Source organism: Novosphingobium aromaticivorans DSM 12444 (assembly GCF_000013325.1).
GTDB lineage: Bacteria > Pseudomonadota > Alphaproteobacteria > Sphingomonadales > Sphingomonadaceae > Novosphingobium > Novosphingobium aromaticivorans.
The window spans coordinates 932,892-956,689 of the sequence record NC_007794.1; the positions used below are offsets into that span (position 1 = coordinate 932,892).

At 66.6% G+C, this 23,798-nt stretch carries 22 protein-coding genes and 1 other RNA gene; 9 read left to right on the top strand and 14 right to left on the bottom strand.

The genetic code is table 11. The features are described 5' to 3' along the window. Positions 1-6: 6 nt before the first annotated feature. Positions 7-846: a TPM domain-containing protein gene (locus tag SARO_RS04395; protein ID WP_011444537.1), complete on the bottom strand. Its 840-nt coding sequence runs from the start codon at positions 844-846 to the stop codon at positions 7-9. A 1-nt stretch (position 847) separates the two neighbouring features. Continuing rightward, positions 848-1,474 (bottom strand): LemA family protein, encoded by a 627-nt coding sequence (locus SARO_RS04400; RefSeq protein WP_011444538.1) that lies wholly within the window; start codon positions 1,472-1,474, stop codon positions 848-850. A 155-nt stretch (positions 1,475-1,629) separates the two neighbouring features. On the opposite strand from SARO_RS04400, the gene mscL reads away from it, so the two are divergent. Both mscL and ssrA read left to right on the top strand, forming a co-directional pair. Beyond that, a complete protein-coding gene (gene mscL / locus SARO_RS04405; protein ID WP_011444539.1) occupies positions 1,630-2,097 on the top strand; it encodes a large conductance mechanosensitive channel protein MscL in 468 nt (155 codons plus the stop codon). A 42-nt stretch (positions 2,098-2,139) separates the two neighbouring features. Continuing rightward, positions 2,140-2,545: a transfer-messenger RNA gene (gene ssrA, locus SARO_RS20555) on the top strand. A gap of 3 nt (positions 2,546-2,548) precedes the next feature. Here the strand turns inward: ssrA and SARO_RS04410 are convergent. From SARO_RS04410 to SARO_RS04425, 4 genes are all read right to left on the bottom strand, one after another. Continuing rightward, the gene (locus tag SARO_RS04410; protein ID WP_011444540.1) at positions 2,549-2,794 is read right to left on the bottom strand and encodes a membrane protein; all 246 of its coding nucleotides are present in this window, start codon (positions 2,792-2,794) and stop codon (positions 2,549-2,551) included. 145 nt (positions 2,795-2,939) lie between these two features. Continuing rightward, the gene (locus SARO_RS04415; protein ID WP_011444541.1) at positions 2,940-4,205 is read right to left on the bottom strand and encodes an N-succinylarginine dihydrolase; all 1,266 of its coding nucleotides are present in this window, start codon (positions 4,203-4,205) and stop codon (positions 2,940-2,942) included. 152 nt (positions 4,206-4,357) lie between these two features. Beyond that, positions 4,358-5,395 carry an arginine N-succinyltransferase gene (locus SARO_RS04420; RefSeq protein WP_011444542.1) on the bottom strand — a complete coding sequence of 346 codons (1,038 nt, stop codon included), beginning with the start codon at positions 5,393-5,395 and terminating at the stop codon, positions 4,358-4,360. Further along, entirely contained in the window at positions 5,392-6,600 is a 1,209-nt protein-coding gene (locus SARO_RS04425) for a hydrolase (protein WP_011444543.1), read from the bottom strand. Before SARO_RS04425 ends, SARO_RS04420 begins: the two co-directional genes overlap by 4 nt. Before the next feature lie 242 nt (positions 6,601-6,842). Here SARO_RS04425 and SARO_RS04430 point away from each other — a divergent pair, with 242 nt between their 5' ends. Continuing rightward, positions 6,843-8,972: a malate synthase G gene (locus tag SARO_RS04430; RefSeq protein ID WP_041550714.1), complete on the top strand. Its 2,130-nt coding sequence runs from the start codon at positions 6,843-6,845 to the stop codon at positions 8,970-8,972. A 22-nt stretch (positions 8,973-8,994) separates the two neighbouring features. On the opposite strand, the gene rsmA is transcribed toward SARO_RS04430, so the two are convergent. The 4 genes from rsmA to SARO_RS04450 form a co-directional block, all read right to left on the bottom strand. Further along, the gene (rsmA, locus tag SARO_RS04435) at positions 8,995-9,816 is read right to left on the bottom strand and encodes a 16S rRNA (adenine(1518)-N(6)/adenine(1519)-N(6))-dimethyltransferase RsmA (protein WP_011444545.1); all 822 of its coding nucleotides are present in this window, start codon (positions 9,814-9,816) and stop codon (positions 8,995-8,997) included. After that, the gene (gene pdxA, locus SARO_RS04440; protein WP_011444546.1) at positions 9,813-10,820 is read right to left on the bottom strand and encodes a 4-hydroxythreonine-4-phosphate dehydrogenase PdxA; all 1,008 of its coding nucleotides are present in this window, start codon (positions 10,818-10,820) and stop codon (positions 9,813-9,815) included. The genes rsmA and pdxA overlap by 4 nt, the downstream gene beginning before the upstream one ends. Before the next feature lie 76 nt (positions 10,821-10,896). Further along, entirely contained in the window at positions 10,897-12,267 is a 1,371-nt protein-coding gene (locus tag SARO_RS04445) for a peptidylprolyl isomerase (RefSeq protein ID WP_011444547.1), read from the bottom strand. Positions 12,268-12,395: 128 nt separating this feature from the next. Continuing rightward, positions 12,396-14,666 (bottom strand): LPS-assembly protein LptD, encoded by a 2,271-nt coding sequence (locus SARO_RS04450; RefSeq protein WP_011444548.1) that lies wholly within the window; start codon positions 14,664-14,666, stop codon positions 12,396-12,398. 101 nt (positions 14,667-14,767) lie between these two features. On the opposite strand from SARO_RS04450, the gene SARO_RS04455 reads away from it, so the two are divergent. From SARO_RS04455 to SARO_RS04460, 3 genes are all read left to right on the top strand, one after another. Next, positions 14,768-16,225, top strand: coding sequence for a leucyl aminopeptidase (locus tag SARO_RS04455; RefSeq protein ID WP_011444549.1), 1,458 nt, complete (start codon positions 14,768-14,770; stop codon positions 16,223-16,225). 64 nt (positions 16,226-16,289) lie between these two features. Next, complete coding sequence (locus tag SARO_RS20560) at positions 16,290-16,442, top strand: DUF2256 domain-containing protein (protein ID WP_011444550.1); 153 nt, start codon at positions 16,290-16,292, stop codon at positions 16,440-16,442. Beyond that, positions 16,442-16,873, top strand: coding sequence for a DNA polymerase III subunit chi (locus tag SARO_RS04460; RefSeq protein WP_011444551.1), 432 nt, complete (start codon positions 16,442-16,444; stop codon positions 16,871-16,873). Before SARO_RS20560 ends, SARO_RS04460 begins: the two co-directional genes overlap by 1 nt. Before the next feature lie 193 nt (positions 16,874-17,066). On the opposite strand, the gene SARO_RS04465 is transcribed toward SARO_RS04460, so the two are convergent. Then, positions 17,067-17,366, bottom strand: coding sequence for a GIY-YIG nuclease family protein (locus SARO_RS04465; RefSeq protein WP_011444552.1), 300 nt, complete (start codon positions 17,364-17,366; stop codon positions 17,067-17,069). A gap of 209 nt (positions 17,367-17,575) precedes the next feature. Between SARO_RS04465 and ndk the strand changes: the two genes are divergently transcribed. From ndk to SARO_RS04480, 3 genes are all read left to right on the top strand, one after another. Then, the gene (gene ndk, locus SARO_RS04470; RefSeq protein ID WP_011444553.1) at positions 17,576-17,998 is read left to right on the top strand and encodes a nucleoside-diphosphate kinase; all 423 of its coding nucleotides are present in this window, start codon (positions 17,576-17,578) and stop codon (positions 17,996-17,998) included. 255 nt (positions 17,999-18,253) lie between these two features. Continuing rightward, positions 18,254-20,563: a TonB-dependent receptor gene (locus SARO_RS04475; RefSeq protein WP_011444554.1), complete on the top strand. Its 2,310-nt coding sequence runs from the start codon at positions 18,254-18,256 to the stop codon at positions 20,561-20,563. Positions 20,564-20,648: 85 nt separating this feature from the next. Next, positions 20,649-20,900, top strand: coding sequence for a hypothetical protein (locus SARO_RS04480; RefSeq protein ID WP_011444555.1), 252 nt, complete (start codon positions 20,649-20,651; stop codon positions 20,898-20,900). A gap of 40 nt (positions 20,901-20,940) precedes the next feature. Here the strand turns inward: SARO_RS04480 and SARO_RS04485 are convergent, their stop codons facing one another. From SARO_RS04485 to purM, 3 genes are read right to left on the bottom strand one after another with little or no spacing between them, the layout of a single operon-like run. Further along, on the bottom strand, positions 20,941-22,074 hold the full coding sequence (locus SARO_RS04485; RefSeq protein ID WP_011444556.1) for a hypothetical protein: 1,134 nt from the start codon (positions 22,072-22,074) through the stop codon (positions 20,941-20,943). A gap of 4 nt (positions 22,075-22,078) precedes the next feature. Further along, a complete protein-coding gene (gene purN / locus SARO_RS04490; protein WP_011444557.1) occupies positions 22,079-22,666 on the bottom strand; it encodes a phosphoribosylglycinamide formyltransferase in 588 nt (195 codons plus the stop codon). Next, positions 22,659-23,765 carry a phosphoribosylformylglycinamidine cyclo-ligase gene (gene purM / locus SARO_RS04495; protein ID WP_011444558.1) on the bottom strand — a complete coding sequence of 369 codons (1,107 nt, stop codon included), beginning with the start codon at positions 23,763-23,765 and terminating at the stop codon, positions 22,659-22,661. The genes purN and purM overlap by 8 nt, the downstream gene beginning before the upstream one ends. Positions 23,766-23,798 lie beyond the last annotated feature (33 nt).

Consider the following 23,798-nt stretch of genomic DNA (forward strand, 5'->3'; position numbering starts at 1 on the left):
GCGTCATCACCAGTCCCCCGAAGCGCCGCCGCCACCGGAATCGCCGCCGCCGAAGCCGCCGAAGCCTCCGCCGCCGCCCCAGTCGGAACCACCGCCTCCGCCCCAGCCGCCGGAATGGCGATTGTTCGAGGCGGCGCGGGCCATTTCACTGATGCCCCACAGAACGATGCCGGGGTCAATGCCGCTGCGGCGCTGGACATAACCGCGCCGGCCACGACCGCCGAACATGCCGATGAAGACCACGATCACGACGATCCAGAACAGCGCGCTTCCGAAGAACCCTCCGCCGCCTTGCGCGCCGTCGCTCTGCTGCCGTGCCGCCGCAGCCTCGGCAACGGCTTTGGCGTCTGCGGGAGTGCGGCTCAACTGGGCAAGGATCTGGTCGATCCCGGCGTTGATGCCGCCGACGTAGTCGCCTGCCTTGAAGCGCGGAGTGACCGAGCCCGAGAGGATGCGTCCGGCCAGGACATCGGGCATGTATTCCTCGAGGCCGTAGCCGACTTCGATGCGCACTTTGCGGTCATTGGGAGCGATCAGGAGCAGCAGTCCCTGGTCGGTCTGCTTGCCGCCAATGCCCCAGGCGCGGAACAGGGTGTTGGCGTAAGTCTCGACGTCCTGCCCATCGAGCGAGGCGACCGTTGCGACCACCACGGCTCGCCCGGACTGGGCGTTGTAGGCCGCGAGGCGCTGGGCGATCGCGGCTTCTTCCGCATCGGGAATGACCTGCGCCTCGTCCAGTACCGGTCCGGCGGGGCGTGCCGGCATGGCCGCGTGGGCTGCCGTGCCCGCCAACGCGAGCAACAGCAGCGCGACTGCCTGCCAGAAGGCCCGCAGGGGGCGGACCACCTTACTTGCCCGAGGCGGCGGGAGCAGGCGCGTTCATGTCGAAGTTGACCGTGGGCGCCACGTCGGACCCGGCGTTGGCCTTGAACGGCACCATCGGCTTCGCGCCGTGTATCAGCTTCGCGCCGATCGCGTCGGGGAAGGTGCGGATGGTGGTGTTATAGGCCTGCACCGCCTCGTTGTAGCGCGTGCGTGCCACGTTGATGCGGTTCTCGGTGCCTTCGAGCTGGACCATGAGATCGGCGAAGCGCGCCTGGCTCTGCAACTGCGGGTAGTTCTCGACCACGGTGCGCAACTGGCCCAGCGCCTGCGTGAGCTGGTTCTGCGCGTTCTGGAATTTCTCGAACTCTGCCGGGTTCGACAGATCGTCGGTCGTGATGTTGATCGACGTCGCGCGGGCGCGGGCGTCGGTCACGTTGGTCAGGATCTGGGTTTCGGATGCCGCGGCGCCCTTGGCCGTGGCGACCAGGTTCGGCACGAGGTCCGCGCGGCGCTGATAGGCGCTCTCGACGTCGGCCCAGCGGGCCTTTGCCTCTTCCTCCGCGGTTGGAACCGAGTTGATCCCGCAGGCCGAAAGGCTGGCTGCGGCAACGGTGGCGAACGCGATCTGGGTGAAGCGGGTGGCGGCCATCGACGTCAAATCCCCTTTGTGGGACCGCAAGGGAGCGGTCCGGCATGGGCAATGACATAGCGCTGGCTGGTCCCGGTTCAAGGGTTCGTCCATGGCGCAACCGATTGTGACTTGTCGCGTTACCCGCGCGATGGCAACCATGATGGAAGGGACGCATGGCGCACGAAGTGAAGGGGGAGATCCTGGGTATGCTGGGCGAATTCAAGAAATTCATCGCACGCGGCAACGTGCTTGATCTGGCGGTGGGCGTGATCATCGGCGGTGCCTTCGGCAAGATCGTCACCTCGCTGACCGAAAGCGTCATCATGCCGGTCGTCGGGTGGCTGACCGGCGGGGTCGACTTCACCCGCTATTTCGTGCGGCTGGGCCCGGTGCCCGCCGACTTCAAGGGCGATCCGACAAGCTATGCCGAGCTGAAGGCCGCGGGCGTGCCGATGATCGGCTATGGCGATTTCATCACCCAGGCGGTGAATTTCGTGATCGTGGCCTTCATCATCTTCCTCATCGTGAAGGCGGTGAACCGGATGTTCGAAAAGCCCGAGGAAGCACCGGCGGCGCCTTCCGGCCCGACCGAGGTCGAACTGCTGGCCGAAATCCGGGACGCGCTGAAGGCCAAGGGCTGAGCGCGACCGAAACGCCGGATGAGCAGGGGTGGGGCATTCCCACCCCTTTTCATTTGGCGCGCGCTCCCTATATGGGGTCGTGCCGGTTCAGGCCGGCTATGGTGATAAACTGCGGCGTGCAATAGGCACAGCGGACCCGGGGGCGGTACCCGGCGGCTCCACCATCACCACCGGCTGCAAAAGGTCGGGCCTTGTTGTCGCAAGGGTGTTGATGGGGCCGAACTAGGATCGACGTGTGTTGAAAAGCGTTGTTTTCACCCGGGCTGAGTAACCCGTTCAAGGCTCAAAACTCACAAGTGCCAACGACAACGAAGCACTTGCTCTCGCGGCGTAATTCTAGGGGCTAACGCCCTGAAGTTACTAAGTTAGAGCACGGTTCGGACCGAACCGGGTAACAGAATCGGAAACCGGGGGCTGGGGGCGAGCCTAGCAACAGAATCGCCCTACTCACTCATTCCCGGTCAGTAGTCTCGGCGGCGCGAAGCTGCTGCTCCATGCGCAGCGCGTCGAGGATCTTGCCGCCGGCGATGAACACCGCGCCGGTCGCGGCGAGGAACAGGAGCTTGCCGGGAAAGCCGGGGTACTGGCCGAGATAGGCATGGCCGCGTTCGACCGCGCCGAGGGCAAGGGCATAGATCACCGCGAACGCCTCGAACCGGGTCTTGATCACGAACAGGCGGCCGATCTTGCGCAGCATCCGGGCAGGGCTCCTTCTTCCGTTCATTCCTTCGCAATGTCCGTGCCAGATCATGAATTGCTGGCATAGGCAGGGTTAACGCGTTCTTCACTGTAAACTGAAGCGACAGCGCGCGAAGGGTGTCGACAAGGATACGCGGGAAGGATCAGGCCAGTTCCGAAAGCTCCAGGGCGGCAAGCAGGGCGCCCCGCGCGCCGTGCACGGTTTGCGCCAGGATGTCGCTGCCGAGATCGGCCGGGTCGATCTGTTCAGGCCAGTGGCGGCGAACCACCTCTTCCACGATGGCGACGCGGGCTTCGTCCAGCAGGAAGCGCGGGTCGACCGTGGCCGGGTCGGCGACGACGCGCAGGCGCAGGCAGGCGGGGCCGCCTCCGTTCGCCATCGACTGGCGCACGTCGACCGGCAGGACGCGCCGGATCGGGCCGTTCGAGGCGAGATGCGCTTCGAGCCAGCCGCGCACCGAAGGCGTCTCCCAGGCCTCGACGGGAATGACGAGGCCCATTTCGCCCGAGGGCAGCGTCAGGAGCTGGGCGTTGAACAGGTAGCTGCGGATGGCATCGGCAAGGCTGACCACGCTGGACGGCACGACGACGATCTCGGCTTCGGGCAGGCGCTCGCGGATGGCCGCATAGGTGGCTTCGGGGTTGGCGAATGCCTGCTCGTGGGTGAACAGCACCCGCTCGTTGGCGACGGCAACGACATCGTTGTGAAAGGCGCCGGCGGCGATGGCCTCGGGCGCCTGCTCGACGAACAGGCAGCGTTCCGGGGCCAGGCCATGAAGGCGGGCGACCGCGCGGCTCGCCTGTTCGTGCTGGCGCGCGGGGAAGGCGCCGCCTGTCGTGCCGTAGACGAAGATCTCGATGCCGGGCGCATCGTGGCTCTTGCACATGCGCATGTGGTTCGCTGCGCCCTCGTCGCCGAAACAGGCGGGAACCGCATCGTGCACCGCGAAATGCGCGGCGTCGGCAAAGGCGAGGCGAAGCTGGCGCACGGTGTCGGGCCATTCCTGCGAGCGGTGCGGCATGGTGACGAGGTTCGCGGCGGTGAGGTGGCAGCGCCCGTCCGGCGTATCGGGTGCCGGGCTGACCGTGGCCGCGTTGGCGGTCCACATCGAGGAGGCCGACCATGCTGCTGCTCGCAGCCGGCGCTGTGCCTGGTCGACCTCGTCGATCGCGTTCAGGCCGAGCGCGCCGAGGAAGACCGGGTTGGGGCGGGGCAGGGGGGCGAACAGGCCCTGGGTGAGGCCGAGGGCAAGATTGTGGCGCATTTTACCCAGCCCCTGGAGCGCGGCTGCGCGGGGGTAGGACACTTCGCCGGCATTGCTGGCCGAGGCGAGGTTGCCGAGGCTGAGGCCCGCGTAGTTGTGGCTCGGCCCGACGAGGCCGTCGAAGTTGATTTCAACGAGAGGCATAGGCTTCCCACTTTCGAGACTCGGCTCTGTAAACAATCGTTTCAGTCTTGCGTCACCCTGAACTTGTTTAAGGGTCCATCTCCCGGTCCGGGCGGCCAGTGCTTGGGGGGAAACGGATGCTGAACCAAGTTCGGCATGACGAGTGAATGTGGCTAGCGTCCGACGAACCAGACCTTGTCGCCCACGCTTGCGCCGAGCGCGGCGGCGGCGACGGGATCGAGTACGAGACCCCCATCCGCTTCGGCCACTTCCGCAAAAGTGCAGCGATAGTCCGCCAGGCGGCCCGTGGCGACGAGTGCCTTGGTGGCGCCGCCGGTTCCTTCGGGCGCGCGGATGTGGGTGACCGTCACTTCCTTCGCCTCGCAGATCGAGCGGACGCGGTCGGTGCGCGCGGTCATCGTCGGGCCGCCGTCGAAGATGTCGACATAGCCTTCATAGGCAAAGCCTTCCTCCTCGAGCATGCGCATCGCGGCGCGGCCCGACGGGTGGGGCAGGCCGATGGCCGAGCGGGCGGTCTCGGGCAGCATCGCGATGTAGACGGGGTGCTTGGGCATCAGGTCGGCGATGAACTGGTTGCCGTTGATCGCGTTGAAATAGTCGGCTTCCTGGAAGCTCATCCCGAAGAAGCGCCCCGCCACGCCGTCCCAGAAGGGCGATCCGCCGCGCTCGTCGATCACGCCGCGCAGTTCCGCCAGGATCTTGTCGCCAAAGCGCTTCCGGTGCATCGCTATGAACAGGTAGCGGCTGCGCGCCAGCAGCATCCCCAGCCCGCCCGCACGCTCGGAAGGGTGGAGGAACAGGCCGCCCACCTCGCTCGACCCTTCGAGGTCGGTGACAAGGTTGAGCATCTCGGCGCGGAAAGTGCGGTTCAGTTCCTTGGAATGCTGGGTCAGCGTCGCCATGCGGTAGGAATAGAACGGCCACTGCCGGCCCACGCTGGTGAAGATCTGTGCGGTGCCGCGCACTTCGCCGGTGGCGGTGTCTTCCAGCACGAGGACGAACAACTCGTCCTTCGGGTTCTTCGGATCGCCTTCCTCGCAATTGGCATAGGCTTCGGCAGCGCGGCTGAGCTTGGCGGTCAGCGCCTTGCGATCGGGCGGCAGGTTGGTGAAGCCGCCGCCCGTGAGCTTTGCCATCTCGTAGAGCGGTTGCAGATCGTTCGCGCGCGCGGCACGGATGCGAAAGGTCATCGGTTTCCCCCTGAAAGCCGGTGCAGCACGAGCGCGGAAAGCGCCGCGCGCTCTGCCAGCGATGGCACGATCAGGAACTCCTGATCGGAATGTATCGCGCCGCCGCGCACGCCCATGGTGTCGACCACGGGCACTCCGCAGGCGGCTATGTTGTTGCCGTCGCAAACCCCGCCCGAGGCCTGCCAGCGGATCGGCTGGCCCAGCGCCTCGCCGCATTCGCGCACGAGGCCGAACAGCGCGCCGGCCTCTGCCGTCAGCGGCTTGGGCGGGCGCGAGACGCCGCCGTGAAGGTGGATCGAAACCTCGTGCGCAGCTTCCGTCGCGAGGATGAGGTCGCGCAGTGCGGCGTCGAACCGCGCGGCCTGTTCGGGCAGGCGCGGGCGCACGTTGAAGCGCAGTATGGCGTGATCGGGCACGACATTGTTGGCGCTGCCGCCGTCGATCCGCGCCGGGTTCACCGAAAGGCCCGGCTCCTGAAGGGCCTTGAGACGCAGCGCGAGGTCTGCCGCAGCGAGGATGGCGTTGCGCCCGTCCTGCGGGTTCCGACCGGCGTGGGCCGAGCGTCCCTTGACGATCGCGCTGTAGTTGCCGCTGCCGGGGCGTTCGCCCGCCAGCGTGCCGTCGGGCAGGGCGGAAGGTTCATAGGTCAGCGCGGCGGCCTTGCCCCGCGCGAGTTCCGCGATGAGCGCGGCGGACGAGAGGCTGCCGGTCTCCTCGTCGGAATTGATCATCACGTCGTAGCCGACCGAGGGCGCGACGGGGCTTTTCTCGAAGGCGGCGAGCGCGGCGAGTATGACCGCGATGCCCCCCTTCATGTCGGCAACGCCCGGCCCGCCCAGCGTTTCTCCATCGAGCCAGCGCAGGGTCTGGAACGGGTGGGACGGTCCGAACACGGTGTCCATGTGCCCGGTCAGAAGGTAGCGGCGCGGCGCATCGGGCCGGACCGAGAGGACGAAATGCGCGCCGTTGGCCGTTTCGCGTTCACGCCCGTCGGTGCCTATCGCGGTGACGGGGGCGGAGGCCACCTTGCGGATCGTGCCCGGCAGTGCAGCGAAGGCGTCGGCCAGAAGGTCCCATTGCCGCGCCAGGCCATCGAGATTGCCGGTGCCGGTGTTGAGCGCGCACCACGCCTCCACCCGGGCCAGCATGGCGGCGGCGTCGATTCCCTCTACAAGGCTGCGTTCCGTTGTCGAAAGCTGTTGCATCTGTAACCAGCCTAGCGGTTCCCGAGGTCGGGGTGAACCCCAGTAACGAAATTGCCATCGCTTATCAGTCGCTGCCCCATCCCTTCCGCGCGCCCCTTCCGCGCCCCCCTTCCTCGTCGTTGCAAAGCAATGCAGGATCATGCATAGCCTTGGGCCGTTCCTCCCCAGGTTCATCATCGGATTCGGCACTTGCGGCGTTTGCCGCGGGCGCAGGTTTATGTGAGCGAATGGACATGGGTGAAATGAACGGACGTATCGAGCGCAGCGGGCTTCAGGTCGACGCGAAGCTGGCCACTTTCATCGACGGCGAGGTTCTCGGCCCGCTCGGCATTCAGGCCGACGCATTCTGGCAGGGCTTCGCGGCGCTTGTCGGCCACTTTACCCCGGTAAACCGCCAGCTTCTGGTGAAGCGCGATTCCCTCCAGGCGCTGATCGATTCCTGGCACCGCGAGCGTCGGGGCAAGCCCATCCACGCGCACGAGTACCGCGCCTTCCTGAGCGAGATCGGCTATCTCGTGCCCGAGCCGGACGACTTCCTGATCGGAACCGAAAACGTCGACCGAGAGATCGCGTCGATGGCGGGGCCGCAGCTCGTCGTGCCGGTCCTCAACGACCGGTTTGTCCTTAATGCCGCGAACGCGCGCTGGGGCAGCCTGTATGACGCATGGTATGGCACCGACGCGCTCGATGCGCCGCCGGCCCGTCCGGGTGGTTACGACAAGGAACGCGGGGCCGCGGTCGTCGCCGCCGGACGCGCATTCCTCGACCTGACGTTCCCTCTCGACAGCGCGAGCTGGTCCGACTGGGATGGCGAAGGCGTGCCGCCGCTGTGCGACGCGGACCAGTTCGCCGGGACGAAGCCCGGGGGCATCCTGCTTTGCAACAATGGCCTGCACGTCGAGATCGTGCTCGACCGCGCGCACCCGGTCGGCGCAGACGACAAGGCGGGCATTGCCGACATCGTGATGGAAGCGGCGCTGACGACCATCGTCGATCTCGAGGATTCGGTTGCGGCGGTCGACGCCGAGGACAAGCTGCTGGCCTATCGCAACTGGCTGGGCCTGATGCGCGGCGACCTGGAGGCGAGCTTCCAGAAGGGCGGCAGGACGCTGACCCGCGCGCTGGAGGCTGACCGCGAGTGGACTTCGGCCAAGGGCGAGCCGCTGACCCTGCCGGGGCGCAGCCTGCTGTTCGTGCGCAACGTCGGACACCTGATGACCAACCCTGCGATCCTGCTTCCCGATGGCAGCGAGATTCCCGAAGGGATCATGGATGCGGTTGTGACTTCGGCCATCGCGATGCACGACATCAGGGGGCTGGGCCGCCATCGCAACAGCCGCGCGGGCAGCATCTATATCGTGAAGCCCAAGATGCACGGGCCGGAAGAGGTCGGCTTCACCAACGATCTGTTCAACGCGGTCGAGGACCTGCTCGGGCTGGATCGCCACACGGTCAAGGTCGGGGTGATGGACGAGGAGCGCCGCACTTCGGCCAACCTCGCCGCGTGCATCCGCGCGGTGAAGGACCGTATCGTCTTCATCAACACCGGCTTCCTCGACCGTACCGGCGACGAGATCCACACCTCGATGCAGGCGGGGCCGATGATCCGCAAGGGTGCGATCAAGGGGTCGGGCTGGATCGCCGCCTACGAGAAGCGCAACGTCTGCATCGGCCTTGCGCACGGGCTTTCCGGCAAGGCGCAGATCGGCAAGGGCATGTGGGCCGCGCCCGACATGATGCACGACATGATGCAGCAGAAGATCGCGCACCCGAAGACCGGCGCGAACACCGCCTGGGTGCCTTCGCCCACGGCAGCCACGCTGCATGCCATGCACTACCACCAGGTCGCGGTGTTCGACGTGCAGCGCGAAGTGGCGCAGGAGAAGACGCCGGGGCTCGACGCGCTGCTCGCGATTCCGCTGGCGGAGGGGACCAACTGGTCGGCCGAGGAAGTGCGCGAGGAGCTGGACAACAACGCGCAAGGCCTGCTCGGCTATGTCGTGCGCTGGATCGACCAGGGCGTCGGCTGTTCGAAGGTGCCCGACATCAACGACGTCGGCCTGATGGAAGACCGCGCGACGCTGCGCATTTCCAGCCAGCACATGGCCAACTGGTTGCTGCACGGCGTGGCCACCGGTGAGCAGGTGATGGACAGCCTCAAACGCATGGCGGCCAAGGTCGATGCGCAGAACGCCGGCGATCCGCTCTATGAGCCGATGGCCGGACGCTGGGAGGAAAGCTTTGCCTTCCGCGCCGCCTGCGATCTCGTGTTCAACGGGGTGGAACAGCCCAACGGCTATACCGAGCCGCTGCTGCACGCGTGGCGCCTGAAGAAGAAGGCGGCGGTGGGGAAGGTGGCCGAACCGGCCTGAGCCGCCGACGGAGCGCGGCTGCCTACTTCGTCAGCAGCCGCGCGATCGCCACGAAATCTTCGACGCTGAGCGTTTCGGCGCGGCGTTGCGGATCGATGCCGAGCGTTTCGAGCGCATCCAGCGCACCGGGCAAGCCTTTTAGCGATTGGCGCAGCATCTTGCGGCGCTGGCCGAAAGCCGCCTCGGTCACCCGTTCGAGCATGCGCGCCGAAACGCCTTCGGGCATCGCGGCGGGTTCTACGTGGATGATGGCCGACATCACCTTGGGTGGCGGGGTGAAGGCGCTGCGGTGTACCCGGGTCGCGATGCGCGGGGTGGCGCGCCACTGGGCCAGAACCGCCAACCGGCCATAGGCATCGGTGCCGGGCTGCGCGACGATCCGTTCGGCTACTTCAAGCTGGAACATCAGCGTCAGCGATTTCCACTGCGGCGGCCAGTCCTGTCCGGAAAGCCAGCCGGTAAAAAGCTGCGTGCCGACGTTGTAGGGCAGGTTGGCGGCGACGTGCCAGGGGCCGTCGAACAGGGTTTCGGGCGCAATCTTGGTCGCGTCGCCTTCGATCACTGTCAGTTGGCCTGGAAAGGCATCGGCCAGTTCGGCCAGCGCGGGAAGGCAGCGCTTGTCCATCTCGATGGCAGTGACCTTTGCCCCCGCGCGCAGCAGGGCGCGGGTCAGGCCGCCGGGGCCGGGGCCGACCTCGAGCACGTTCTCGCCCTTGAGCTTGCCCGGCACGCGGGCGATGCGGTCGAGCAACTGCTCGTCGAACAGGAAGTTCTGCCCCAGGGCCTTGGTTGCGTAGAGGCCGTGACGGTTGACGACGTCGCGCAGGGGGGGAAGGTCGGTCATGGCATGGCCCTCCGTTTGGCGCATTCGCCTGCCATCCGGATCGCCGCGATTGTCGGACCGACGCGTGCGGTGCCCGTGCCGGCGATGGCGAACGCGGTGCCGTGGTCGGGCGAAGTGCGGATGATCGGCAGGCCGAGCGTGACGTTCACGCCTTCGTCGAAATCCAGCGCCTTCATCGGGATGAGTGCCTGGTCGTGGTACATGCAGATGGCTGCGTCATAGCGCTCGCGCGCTTCGGCGTGGAACATGGTGTCGGGCGGGAGCGGGCCGAAGGCGTCGATCCCGGCTTCGCGCAGAGCCGCCACGGCCGGGGCGACGATCGCGCCGTCTTCGGTGCCCATGCGGCCGTCCTCGCCCGCATGCGGGTTCAGCCCGGCGACGGCGAGGCGGGGGGCGGCGATCCCGAAATCGCGCGCCAGCGCCGCAGCGGCGATGGCGGCGCGGCTGCGGATGAGTTCCACGGTAAGCAGGTCGGGCACGCTGCGCAGCGAGACATGCACGGTGATGGGAACGACGCGCAGGCTGGGCCCGGCCAGCATCATCACCGCGTGTTCGGGGGTGATCCCGCAGACGTCGGCCACGAATTCCGTCTGCCCCGGAAAGTCGAAGCCGACCCGCGCGAGACGGCTCTTGGCGATGGGCCCGGTGACCAGGGCGGATGCGGCGCCCGACCGGACGAGTCCGGTGGCGGTCGCCAGCGCGTTCAGGGCCAGCAACGCGCCCGCGTCGTCGGGCTGTCCGGGGGTGTAGGGCAGGTCGTCGAGATCGAGGACCGGCAGGGCATCGGCAAAGCGGTCGGCCACTTCGTCCGTCGTCTTCACCGCGCAGACCGGAACGGTGATGCCGCGCCGCCTGGCGGCCTCTTCCACCACCCGGGCAGAGCCGACCACGAAGAACGGGAGTAGCGCCTCGGCATCGCTGAGCGCCCAGGCGGCGGCGGCAAGTTCCGGCCCGACGCCGGCCGGATCGCCGATGGTCAGCGCAAGTGGAGCAAGAGCGGTCATGGCCGACCCCTAGACCAAGCCGCCGCGCATTGCGAGGGTACTGGCCGAGAGTGTTCCGGCCAGTCCCAGGACTTCCTCAGTTGTACTCGATCACCGCGTCGCGGCGAAGGTCACGCAGATAGGTCTGGGCGCGCTTGTTGACGCGGTCGTCCTCGATCTGGGCCATCATCTCGTCGAAGCTGGGGCCGCTGTTGACCTGCGGATCGTCGCGCCCGCACAGCATCAGCACGCGCACGCCTTCCTCGATGGAACCGAAGGGCGGCGTGGTCTGGCCGATGGGCAGGTTGAGGAGCGTTTCCTGGAGCGCGCCCGGCAGGTCGCGCGCCTTGATCTGGTCGTTGGCGACGACGGTCGCGCCGATCTTGTTGGCCTGGGCCTCGGCATCGCCGCAGCCCTTGATCGCCTTGACGGCGGCGGCAAACTCGGCCGCGCGCTTGGTCGCGATCTCGTTGGTCGCGCCCTTGGGAAACTCGATCGAGATCTGCTTGAGGCTCAGCAGCGCGTCGCGGGGATCGGCGGTCAGCACCTGGCGCTTGTCGATCAGGTAGAGGATCGAGAAGCCGCCGCGAATCTCGACCGGGCCGGCAAGCTGGCCGGGGCCCATGGAGGCGGCGGTCGTCGCCAGTTCGGTGGGCAACTGGGCCAGGCGAATCCAGCCAAGGTCGCCGCCCACGGCCGCCGTCGAGGCTTCGGAATACTGGCGCGCATAGGCGACGAAGCTGCCGCCCTGCTTGAGCTGCTCGACGATCTTCTCGGCGTTGGCGAAGACCTGCGGCTTGTTCTCCTCGGTCGCGGCGAGGAAGATTTCGCCGATGCGATATTCCTCGGTGCCCTTGGACGCCTGAAGGCGCTGCATGGCTTCCTGCACTTCGCCTTCGGAGACGTTGACGAACGGCTGGACGTTGCGGCGCAGCAGGTTCTGCCAGGCGATCTCGCCGCGGATCTGCCGCTTGAGCGAAGCGGCGGACGAGCCGATGCGGGCAAGGTACTTTTCCAGAGCATCGGCCGACTGGCCGAAGTTCTGCGTGGCGACGCGTTCGTAGCTGGCGTCGACCTGTCCGTCGTCGGCGGGGACGTCGGCGGCCTTGGCTTCCTGGATCTGGAGCGTCTCGTCGATCAGGTTGCGCAGCACCTGCATGCGCAGGCGCTCCTTTTCCTCGCCGTCGATCTTGCCGCCGTTGGCCGAGACGATCAGCGCAAGCCGCTGTTCGACGTCGGTGCCGGTGATGATCTCGCCGTTCACGATGGCCGTTGCGCGGCGTACGTTGGGATCGTTCGTGCCGAACATCTGCGGGTTCGCCGGGATGTTCAGCGGGGCGTTCGCGCCCTGCGCCAGCACGGGCGAAGTGGCGGTGGCGAATGCGGCAAGGGCCATCGCAGTGGTGCCCAGCGAGCGGCCAAATGCGGAAATGGCCGCCTTGCGGGAAATGTTCAGCTTGGACGTCATGGTCTTGGAAATGGTCCTGTCGAACTGGCGCTCGGTTGGCGGCCTTCTGATATCCTCGGGTCTGTGGCCGCGCGCGGCTTAACCCAAGCTGAGTGGCCTATCGGGCGCGAAAGGGCAAGTGCGAGGCGTTACTTCACCCCGAGGTTCTTGAGCGAGAGCGAGACCTGGAACGAGTTGCCGCGCGCGGCGTCGCCGGTTGTCACGTAGTCGCGCCGCCAGGTGAACGACAGGTCGAGGCAGTCGTCGGTATAGGCGACGCCGATCCGGTGCCGCAGCATCTGGAAGCCGTCCGAGGTCAGCGTCGGATCCTCGTTGCGGTCGGTCAGGTTGACGATGCCCGAGGCGAAGACGGAGAACGTCCGCGTGATCGGCGTGCGCGCGGCAAAGCGCAGCTCCTCGCGGTCCTGCAGGTCCTCGAAGGTCGAGGCGATGTTGCGGTTGAGCTTGAGATAGCCGACCTCGACATAGCGGCGATGATCGCCCAGCGTCGCGTCGAACTCGTTGCGGCGTAGCGCCAGGCTGTCCTTGTCGAGCCGGAAGCGGTGCGTGAACTTGATCACGTCGCCAAAGCGCACCGTCGTCCGCCCAACGTAGTCCGATGCCCGGCTGGTGAGCCCGGTGCCTTCCGGCAGGAGCGATTTCTGGCTGGACAGGCGGTAGCTCTGCCCGATCGTCGTCGCGACGCGCAGGCCCGGCCGCTGGAACTGCCAGTCGAAGCCATAGGTGAAGCGCACCCCGTCCTCGATCCGGTCGTGGCCGGGAAAGCGGTTGAGCGCGAAGAGGTTGGTGTCCTCGAGGTCGACCGAGCGCGAATCCTCGTTGGGAATCTCGAAGTTGCGCACGCCCGGCGTCGCGACGACCTGGAAGCGCGGGGTCAGCACCTGGCTTCCGCCGAAGACCTCGCCCACGAAGGGCCACTTCACGTCGAGCGCGGCGGTGGCGATGCCGCGCGTCTGCCAGCCCGAAAGGCCGCGATAGACCTCGGTCGTGGTGAGTTCGTTGTCGCTGCTGTGATAGACGTCGCCGCGCAGGAGCCCGGTGAGGGTCACTTCCTGCCCCATGCCGGTGATCGTGCGCAGATCCCACTGCGCGCGGGCAAAGGCGCGCTGGCTGTCCTGTCCGGCGGTGCGCACGATGGCGAGGCTGTTGGCCTCCAGCTCGAACCGGCCCGGAATGCCGTCGAACGCCAGGCGGCGGCGGTAGTCGATGGCGGGCAGGGCCAGCGGCACCATGCCCTGCGGGTCGTTGACGCGCACCGTCTGCGTCACCCACCCGGCGATGCTGAGGTAGCTGTCGGGGCTGATCCGCTCGAGGTTGAGCGAGGAGCGCAGGCGGTCGTCGCGGCTGATGTCGTAGCGGCGCAGGAACGTGCGGTCCGATGCCAGGCGCAGGTTGCCGGTCAGGCTCCATTCCGGCGAGAATTGCAGCTTGCCGTTCGAATCGACGTAGCCGCGCCAGGATTGCTGGCTGGCATTGGCGGTCCCCGCCGCATTGCTGCCCAGCGGAATGCGCGAGCTGCGCGTGGCGTAGCCGGTAATCTGGAACGCGCCGAGATCGGTCAGGTGGCGATACTTGGTCGTCAGCATCGGCAGTGCGCCGGTGTAGAACGTACCGGTCACCGCAAGGTCGCGGTTGTCGGCGATGCGCCAGTACCAGGTCTCGCTGATTTCCGCGCCGTTCGACGCGCCCAGCCGGAAGTCGGGGATGAGCAGCCCCGTCTCCGCGCGGAAGTCCGAGGTGTGTCCAAGCCCGGGCAAGGGCAGGATCGGCACGCCGAACAGGTGCAGCGTGGCGCCCTTGTACTTCACCCGCCGCTCCTTGGCGTCGAAGTAGACGCGCGTGGCGGTCACTTCCCAGCTCGGCTTCCTGGGGCAGCCCTTTTCGTCCTCGACCGCGCAACCCGAATAGGCGGCGGTCTCGAGCGTCATGTTGCCTTCGGCGTCGCGGCTGCCGCGTTCGGCGGCAAGACGGCCTCCGCTGCGCAGCACGACCAGCAGGTCCTCGATAGCCCCTGCCTTGAACTCGTCGGTCAGCTCGACCTTCTCGGTGTACACGACATTGCCGTCGACATCGACGAAGCGGATGTTGCCATTGGCGACGATCTGGCCGCTGTTTCGGTCCCAGGTCACGTTGTCGGCGCGCACGGTCTGGTCCTCGTGGCGCAGCACGACATTGCCGGTGGCGGTCACCAGTTCGGCGTTGCTGTCGTAGCGGACCTTGTCGGCTTCGAAGCGGACGACATCGTCGGGCGACGATTCGGCGTTGATCGAAGCGTCCTGCGCGGCTGCCGCCGGTGCGAGCATCGCGGCCAGCGCGAGGCCCGAGGCCGAGAGGGCCGCGCGCGCAAGGCGCAAGCGTCGATCGAGGGCTTGCGGCTGCGGCCGCCGGGCGGGTTGCATGCGCTTGCCTATCGCACCAGTGCACCCTAACTGCAATTCCACAATTTTCGCCTTGGCCGTTCCGCGCCGAAGCGTGACGTCTTTCCGACAGGAGTTCCCGAATGAAGGTCGTGTTCCGCACCAGCGATGCCCCGCTTCCCCGCCTCGTCGCCCGTCTCGTCGCGCAGGATGCGCTTCCCGGCGATCTCGACGCGGTGGTCCGCGAGGGTGCGGCGGCCGCGCGCTTCGCCGGCAAGGCCGGGCAGGTGTTCGAGGCTTTCGTGGCCGGAACCGGCGGCGTCACGCGCCTCGCTCTTGCCGGCATCGGCAAGGCTGATGCTGCGGACCGCCTCGTCGCGCTTGAAAAGGCCGGCGCCGCGCTGACTGCCAAGTACCTGACCTCCGGCGAAACTTCGTTGGCGATCGACTTCTCCAACTCGGGCCTTTCGGGCGCGGAAGCCGCCGCCATCCTGTTCGGCGCGCGCCTGCGCGGCTGGCGCCACGACGTCTATCGCACTCGCCTGAAGGACGAGCAGAAGCCCTCGCTGGCGGAAATCGTTGCGGTCGCGGCGCCCGAGGGTGCGGCCGCCGCATGGGAGATCGAGAGCGCGCTGGCCGAGGGCGTCGAGTTCACCCGCGAACTGGTCGCCGAACCGGCCAACGTGATCTACCCTGAAAGCTTCGTCGAACGCGCGAAGGCGCGCCTCGAAGGCACCGGGGTCGAGATCGTGGTGCTCGGCCTGGAGGAAATGACCCGGCTCGGCATGGGTGCGCTGCTTGGCGTGGCGCAGGGTTCGGTGCGCGAGCCGAAGCTGCTGGCCATGCGCTGGAAGGGCGCTGAAGCGGACAAGCCCACCGCCTTCGTCGGCAAGGGCGTGACCTTCGATACCGGCGGCATCTCGATCAAACCTGCCGCCGGCATGGAAGACATGAAGTGGGACATGGGTGGCGCCGCTGCCGTGGCCGGTACCATGCTCGCGCTGGCCAAGCGGAAGGCCAAGGCCGACGTGATCGGCGTGTGCGGCCTGGTCGAGAACATGCCCGACGGCAATGCGCAGCGTCCCGGCGACGTCGTTACCTCGATGTCGGGCCAGACGGTCGAGGTCATCAACACCGACGCCGAGGGTCGCCTCGTGTTGTGCGACGCGCTGACCTGGGTGCAGAAGGAATATGGCCCCCGGACCATCGTGGATCTCGCCACGCTGACGGGCGCGATGATCATCTCGCTCGGCCACGAGTACGGCGGCCTCTTTGCCAATGACGATGCGCTGGCCGCCAACCTTGACGCGGCGGGCAAGACTTCCGGCGACAAGCTGTGGCGCTTCCCGCTCGGGCCCGCCTACGACAAGCTGATCGACAGCCCGATTGCCGACATGAAGAACGTCGGTCCGCGCTATGGCGGGTCGATCACCGCCGCGCAGTTCCTGCAGCGCTACATCGATGCGGGCGTGGCCTGGGCGCACCTCGACATCGCGGGCATGGTCTGGGCGGACAAGCCCGGCCAGACCTGGGACAAGGGCGCGACCGGCTATGGCGTGCGCCTGCTCGACCGCTACGTGCGCGACGTTCTGGAAGCGTAATCGCGGGCCGGTACCGTTCGCAATCCGTGGATGCGGATTGCGCACCCCGAAGGGATCGACAAGAATGCCCCGCATGCGGCGCAAGTCCGATCTTCCGACGAAGACTTGCGCTGCCTGCGGCCTGCCGTTCACATGGCGCAAGAAGTGGGAACGGGACTGGGACAACGTGAAGTTCTGTTCCGATCGCTGCCGCAGCGGGAAGGGGAAAGCTGGCTGATGCGCGTCGATTTCTACCAGCTTACCAGCGACCCGGCCGAACAGGTGCTGCCGCTGATCGCGCGCAACACTCTGGCGGCGGGCGAGCGCCTGCTGGTCGTGTCCGACGACGAGGCCCAGCTTCGCCGCGTCGGCGAAGCGCTGTGGACGCGCCTGCCCGAAACCTTCCTCGCCAACGGCCGTGCCGGCACCGCCCACGACGAACGCCAGCCGATCCTCCTGTCCGACGCCCCCGAGCCCGCCAATGGCGCGAAGTTCATGGCGCTGGCCGATGGCGTCTGGCGCGAGGGTGCGTTCGAGCGCGTGTTCCTGCTCTTCCCCCCCGCCCGCATCGACGATGCCCGTGGCTGCTGGCGCATGCTCGGCACGCGCGAGGGCGTGGAGCGCCGCTACTGGCGACAGGACGGCGGCAAGTGGAAAGAGGGGCCCTGAGGGGCAAACGTCAGAAGGGGGAAGCCTCACCCCGGGTCAAGCCCGGGGCGACGTAGGATCTAGAACGAAGGATATGTCGGCAACTTCAATCCGCGTTGCATACCTTCCAGCAGCGTAAACGCCTACCACTCGCTCAACGTCACCCCGGGCTTGACCCGGGGTGAGGCTAGCTTGTTCAACACCGCAGATCACCTCAGACGAGCATGTCGTAAAGATCGGCCCAGTCCGGGTTGGCCCCTTCGATCAGGTCGAACTTCCATTCCCGCCGCCAGCGCTTGAGCCGCTTTTCGTGGACGATGCAGGCCTCAATGTTTTCACCTCGCTCCGCCCAGACGAGCCGGACGAGGCTGTGGCGGGCGCAATAGTCGGAGCCGGTCCCATTGCGGTGCTGGAAGACCCGGCGTGCCAGATGCGAGGTGACGCCAACGTACATCGAGCCGCGATAGTGGTCGGCCATGATGTAGACCCAGCCGCCGCGCTGTTCCCTGTCCATCGATTGAGGGAGAACGAAGCCTCACCCCGGGGCAAGCCCGGAGCAATGGAGTTGCATCCGATGCCGCAACATCGGTCGCCTGCCCGGAAGGCTCCGGAGTGACGTTCCCGTTTGGTCCGCCATGCGTGGACCCACCAACCTTGCACCGCAGCACAAACCGGGCTAGGGGCGCGCGCAACCAAATTCCCACATATCGCAAGGAACGTCCCATGGCGGTTACCCGCACCTTCTCGATCATCAAGCCCGATGCCACGCGCCGCAACCTGACGGGCGCTGTCACCAAGATGCTGGAAGAGGCCGGCCTGCGCGTCGTCGCTTCCAAGCGCATCCACATGAGCCGCGAGCAGGCCGAAGGCTTCTACGCGGTCCACAAGGAACGCCCCTTCTTCGGCGAACTCGTCGAATTCATGATCTCGGGCCCGGTGGTCGTGCAGGTTCTCGAAGGCGAGGACGCCGTGAAGCGCAACCGCGACATCATGGGCGCCACCAACCCCAAGGACGCCGCTCCGGGCACCATCCGCAAGGAACTGGCTGAATCGATCGAGGCCAACTCGGTCCACGGTTCGGACAGCGAAGAGAACGCAGCGATCGAAATTGCCTACTTCTTCAAGCCGGAAGAAATCGTCGGCTGATCAGGCTTTCAGCCTGACACGATCAAAGGGCCGGGGCGGAAGCGCTCCGGCCATTTTGCGTTGGGGGGCACGCGCCAGGCTGCGCCTTTCCTGCCAAGCTGCACCAAGGTCCAATGTTGCAACACTGCAACGCTCCGTTGACAATGTATGTTATGTTATAGAACTAAAATTGAACCCCGGCCCGTGGAGGGGTAGAGTCCACGCAGTTCAAATAGTTGGACTGCGGGCCGCCAGGTCCAGCCAGGGAGGATACCTGTGAAGATCAACCGCGCATCGGCGCGCCTTTTGGCGCATGCCAGCCTCGTCGCCGCAACCTTCGCCGTTGCCCAGCCAGCCCTTGCCCAGAGCGCCGACGTGCAGGCCGACGCTTCGGCAGAGGATGGCAACGAGATCATCGTGACCGCGCAGAAGCGCGCGCAGTCGCTTTCCGACGTTTCGCTTTCGGTCGCCGCGGTCGGCACCGAACAGCTTGCCGCCAACAACACCGTCAACCTCGAAGGCCTGCAGACGCTGGTGCCCTCGATCAGCTTCGGCAACGACTTCAACTTCGCCAAGCTGTTCATCCGCGGCATCGGCCTGTCCAGCTCGCTGCCGGGCGTCGATCCGTCGGTCGCGCTGCACGTCGACGGCGTGGTCGTCAGCCTTGCCCAGGCGCAGCTCGGTTCGATGTTCGACCTCGAGCGCGTCGAAGTGCTGCGCGGGCCGCAGGGCACGCTTTACGGTCGCAACGCGACGGGCGGCGCGGTCAACCTCATCACCGCCAAGCCCACCGACACGCTTGACGGTTATGTCCGCCAGACCATCGGCGGCGACGCGCTGCTGATCCAGACCGACGCGGCCATCGGCGGCCCGATCGCCGAGGGCGTGCGCGCCCGCCTTGCCGTGCAGCGCATCCACCGCGACGGCTATGGCATCAACGAATACACCGGCAACGAGATCGACAACGCCAACCAGTGGTCGGTGCGCGGCCACCTGCAGTTCCTGCCCACCGACAAGCTCTCGATCCTGCTGACCGGCGAACTGCACACCGAGGACGACCGCTCGCTGGCGGTGAAGTTCCGCGAGGTTTCCTTCCCCGGCACCAGCACGGCCAGCCTGACCGCGCTCGGCCAGCGCACCAACGCCGACGGCTCGCAGGCCTCGTTCGCGAAGAACGTGCGCAACCTCAATACCAACTTCGACCCGATCAACGACCGCAAGCAGTACGCCTTTACCGGGATCGTCGATTATGACGCGTCGGATGCCGTCTCGCTCAAGTCGCTGACGACCTATCGCAATTTCCGCGCGATCTTCTTCCATGACTTCGACATGTCGTCGTACCGTGGTTACCCGCTGGCCGAGACCACTTCGGTGCGCACCAGCGCGAACCACTGGCAGCCCGTGTTCCAGCACCAGTTCAGCCAGGAACTCCAGGCCAATGTCGAGACCGACAAGCTCCACGCCGTGGTCGCCGCGTTCTATCTCAAGGAGAAGATCCGCGTCGAGAACCACATCGGCTACGACGTTCTGACCAACACCGATCCCTATCGCGTGCAGTTCGACGGCAAGCTCGACGTCGAGACCTGGGCGGCTTTCGCCAACGTCACCTACGACCTGAGCGATCAGTTCTCGATCAAGCTGGGCGGCCGCTATTCGTGGGAAAAGCGCCACATCAACAACAACAGCGGCATAGGCACCGCAGCAACCGGCTTCGTGCTCGATCCGCTGCAGTGGAACACCTCGAAGACCTGGACCGACTTCTCGCCGTCCGCCGGTTTCGAGTTCCGCCCGAACGACGACGTGATGGCCTATTTCAACTGGTCGCGCGGCTTCAAGTCGGGCACCGCCGAGATCGGCTCGCGTCGTTCGGCAACCGCGACGACGCCCTTCGTGAACCCTGAAAAGGTCGAGGCCTTCGAAGGCGGCGTGAAGTACAGCGCGGGCTCGATGCAGGCCAACCTGGCGGTGTTCTACCACAAGCTGAAGAACGGCCAGTTCCAGCGCACCTTCCCGATCCCGAACCCGCCGTTCTTTGCCAGCGCGCTTGAAAACGCGGCGGAATCGCGCGCCTACGGTGCGGAATTCGAACTGCGCTGGCGTCCGGTCCAGGGCCTCTCGCTCGATGCCTCGGCCGCCTACCTCAATTCGAAGTTCACCAAGTTCTTCTCGAAGAACCCGCTGAACGCGGCGCTCTTCGGCCCCGGCGGCTCGTCGCTGCCCGACGAGGACCTGTCGGGCAACTACACCCGCATGAGCCCGAAGTGGACGTTCAACTTCAACCCCACCTACCAGGTCCCGCTGAACAGCGGCGCCAGCGTGACGCTGGGGGCGAACGTTTCCTACCGTTCCAAGCAGTACCACACCGAGTTCAACGACGACCGCATGGCCGCCGACAGCTATGCGATGGTCGATGCCAACGTGAAGTACCGCCACTCGGACGACCGCACCTCGGTCAACCTGTGGGTCCGCAACCTCACCGACAAGCTGGTCTGGGCGGGCAGCTATGCCGTGGCGACCAGCCGCACCATCGGCGGTACGCTGATGCCGCCGCGCACTTATGGCGTGACGCTCGGCTACGAATTCTGATCCACCCTGCAAGGGGAACCTCATCGGGCCGCCGGTTCACTCCGGCGGCCCTTTTTGTTAAGCGTGCACTTAAAAGGAGATTCGGATGCAGGGCATGGGTGGAGGAGGGGACGATTGTCCCTTCGCGTTCAATTTCGACGCGGCGACGTTCAAGGTGGGCGATACGGTAAGCTATCGGATCACCGGGAACCCGATGTTCGAGGACATGCCGTTCGTCGGGCAACTGCTTGAAGTGCATGACGATTTCGTCGTCATCGCGGGCGACGCCAATGATCCTTCGGTGCGCTATCGCGGCACGCGGGAAAGCCGTCCGCAGGTCGCCGCGAGCGAAATCTGACGGCGTGACCCGAACGGCACCTAAACGCACCTGACGGCACCTAGGCCATCACGGGCTGCCTGTACCATTGCACGAGGCCCCAGGAAATCGCACCCAGCGCGGCAAGCCCGAGCAGGATCGGCGCGGTATAGCCGTGCCCCATGCCGAGAATGGCGGCGGCGACCAGCGCGGCGGCCGAACAGCCAAGGTCCCACCCCCCTTCCGTCGCCATGTTGAACCGCAAGGTGCACTGCGAGCGCTGCGCCATCGCATAGAGCGGCGAGAGCATGGCCGTCGCCAGCATCGGCGTGACCAGCGCGCCGAGCGCCGTGGCGACGAGCGCGGGGAGGGGGGAGGCCCAGGCCATCGCCTTGATGAGCGTGACTGTCGCGCCGAGGCCATAGGCCAGCGCGAGCGACTGGGTGCCGCGTCCGCCGTCGATCAGGCGCCCGATGATCAGGCTTCCGGCCGCCGCGCCAAGCCCTGCGAGGGCAAGTGCGCCGCCGAAGCTTTCGAAGCTTTGTCCGAGCGTTACGAAGAGCGCGAGGTTCCACACGACCACGCCGCAGCCCGCCTGCAGCCCTTCCGCGAAGTAGAGGCGTCGGCCGAAGCGGACGATGTCGGGATCGGCGCGGCTTCCGGGGGCGATCTCGGGGTTGGGCGCGCCGAGGAAGGGCAGGCCGGCAAGCAATTGAATTGCCGCGATGATCGCGAAGCTGGCGAAGGGGCCAGCGCCCTCGATCAGAAAGCCGCCCGCCACCGGCGCGACGATGCCGACGGTGGCCGTCGTGGCCTGCTGGATGCTGACCTGCCGCCCCATCGCGGCATTGTCCTGCGCGGCCGAGACATAGGCGTGATACCCGGTCCAGTAGAGCACGCTGCCCAGCCCCGAGACGAGGATCCAGGCGACCAGCATCGCCCCGATGCCGCCGACGAAAGGCAGCATGACGTAGGAAACTGCACGGATCGCGACGCCTAGCAGAAGCACCGTGCGCAGACCGTGCGCGTGGGCGATGGGCAGGACCGCCGCGCGCAGGGCAAAGCGGGAAAGCAGGATCAGCGCGAAGCTGGCGAGGGCTAGCGCCGGGGACAGGCCCTGTCGCACCAGAAAGCCGACGACGAAGAGGCCGCCGCTTGCTTCAACAAACGATTGCAGAGCGGTGTGTGCGTAAATCCGGCGGATGGTCGTGAGCATGGTGTCAGACGCTCGTCTGGTGCTGGATGGCGAAGGTCGAGAGCACCCGCGAATAGAGCTGGTGTTCGGCAAAGAGCACGCGGGCGGCAAGGGTTTCGCCGGTGTCGCCGGGGAGAATGGCGACGGGAAGCTGGCCGAGGATCGGGCCGTCGTCGAGTTCCGCCGTCACCAGGTGGACCGTGCAGCCGCCGTGGGTGTCGCCGGCCTCGATCGCGCGGTCGTGGGTGTGCAGGCCCTTGTACTTCGGCAGGAGCGAAGGGTGGATGTTGAGCATTCGCCCTTCCCAGCGCGCGACGAATTCCGCGCTGAGGATGCGCATGTAGCCGGCGAGCGCGATGAGCTGCGCGCCCGACTTGAGCACTTCGGCTTCCATCAGGGCGTCATGCTCGGCGCGGGGAATGCCCTTGTGGGGCAGGCAGAAGGTGGGAACGCTTTCGGCCTGGGCCAACCTGAGCCCGGAAGCATCGGGATTGTTCGAGAGGACGAGCGCGATCTCGTAGGGGCAGCCCGCCATGCGCGAGGCATAGAGCAGCGCGGCCATGTTGGTGCCGCTGCCGGAGATGAAGACCGCGACGGGCGTGCGTTCAGCCAATGTGGGTGGCTTCCCAGGCCGAGCGGGCGGACCAGGTCTCGGCGCTTCCGGTGACGGTGCAGCCCTTTTCGCCCTTCACGATGGTGCCGACGCGGTAGACCGTCTCGCCGGCGGCGGCGAGGTCTGCGGCAAGCGCATCCGCCTGTGCCGGATTGACCGCGAGGATCATGCCGATGCCGCAGTTGAAGGTGCGGGCCATTTCCTCGGGCTCGATGTTGCCCTGGGCCTGGAGGAAGGCCATCAGGCGGCTTTGTTCCCAGCTGTCGGCGTCGATCCGGGCGTGGAGGCCACGCGGCAGGACGCGCGGGACGTTCTCAAGCAGGCCGCCGCCGGTGATGTGGGCCAGCGCGTTGATCCGGCCGCTGCGGATGAAGGGCAGCAGGCTCTTCACATAGATGCGGGTCGGTTCGATCAGGTAATCGATCAACAGGCGCTCGTTGTCGAACAGGGCCGGGCGATCGAGCTTCCAGCCCTTGTCGGCGGCAAGGCGGCGGACGAGGGAATAGCCGTTGGAATGGACGCCCGAGGAAGCGAGGCCGAGCAGCACGTCGCCTTCGGCCACGCGGTCTCCGGTCAGTTGCTCGCCCCGTTCGACCGCACCGACGCAGAAGCCGGCAAGGTCGTAGTCGCCGTCGGCATACATGCCGGGCATTTCGGCGGTCTCGCCGCCGATGAGGGCGCAACCGGCCAGCTTGCAGCCATCGGCGATGCCCGCGACGACACGTTCGGCAACGCCGTTATCGAGACGTCCGGTGGCGAAATAGTCGAGGAAGAACAGGGGCTCCGCGCCCTGGACGATGAGGTCGTTGACGCACATCGCGACAAGATCGATGCCGATCTGGTCGTGCCGGTCATGGTCGATGGCGAGCTTGACCTTGGTGCCCACGCCGTCGTTGCCGGCGACCAGCAGAGGGTCGTTGTAGCCAGCGGCCTTGAGATCGAAGAAGCCGCCAAAGCCGCCGAGTTCCGCGTCCGCGCCGGGGCGGGCGGTGGACTTCGCAAGGGGGCCTATGGCCTTCACCAATGCGTTGCCCGCAGCAATGTTCACGCCGGCTTTGGCGTAGCTGTAGCTCTCTGGCTTGTTCTGCTCGTCGCTCATGGCGAGCGCGCCTAGCGCTTTCTCGCTTGGATT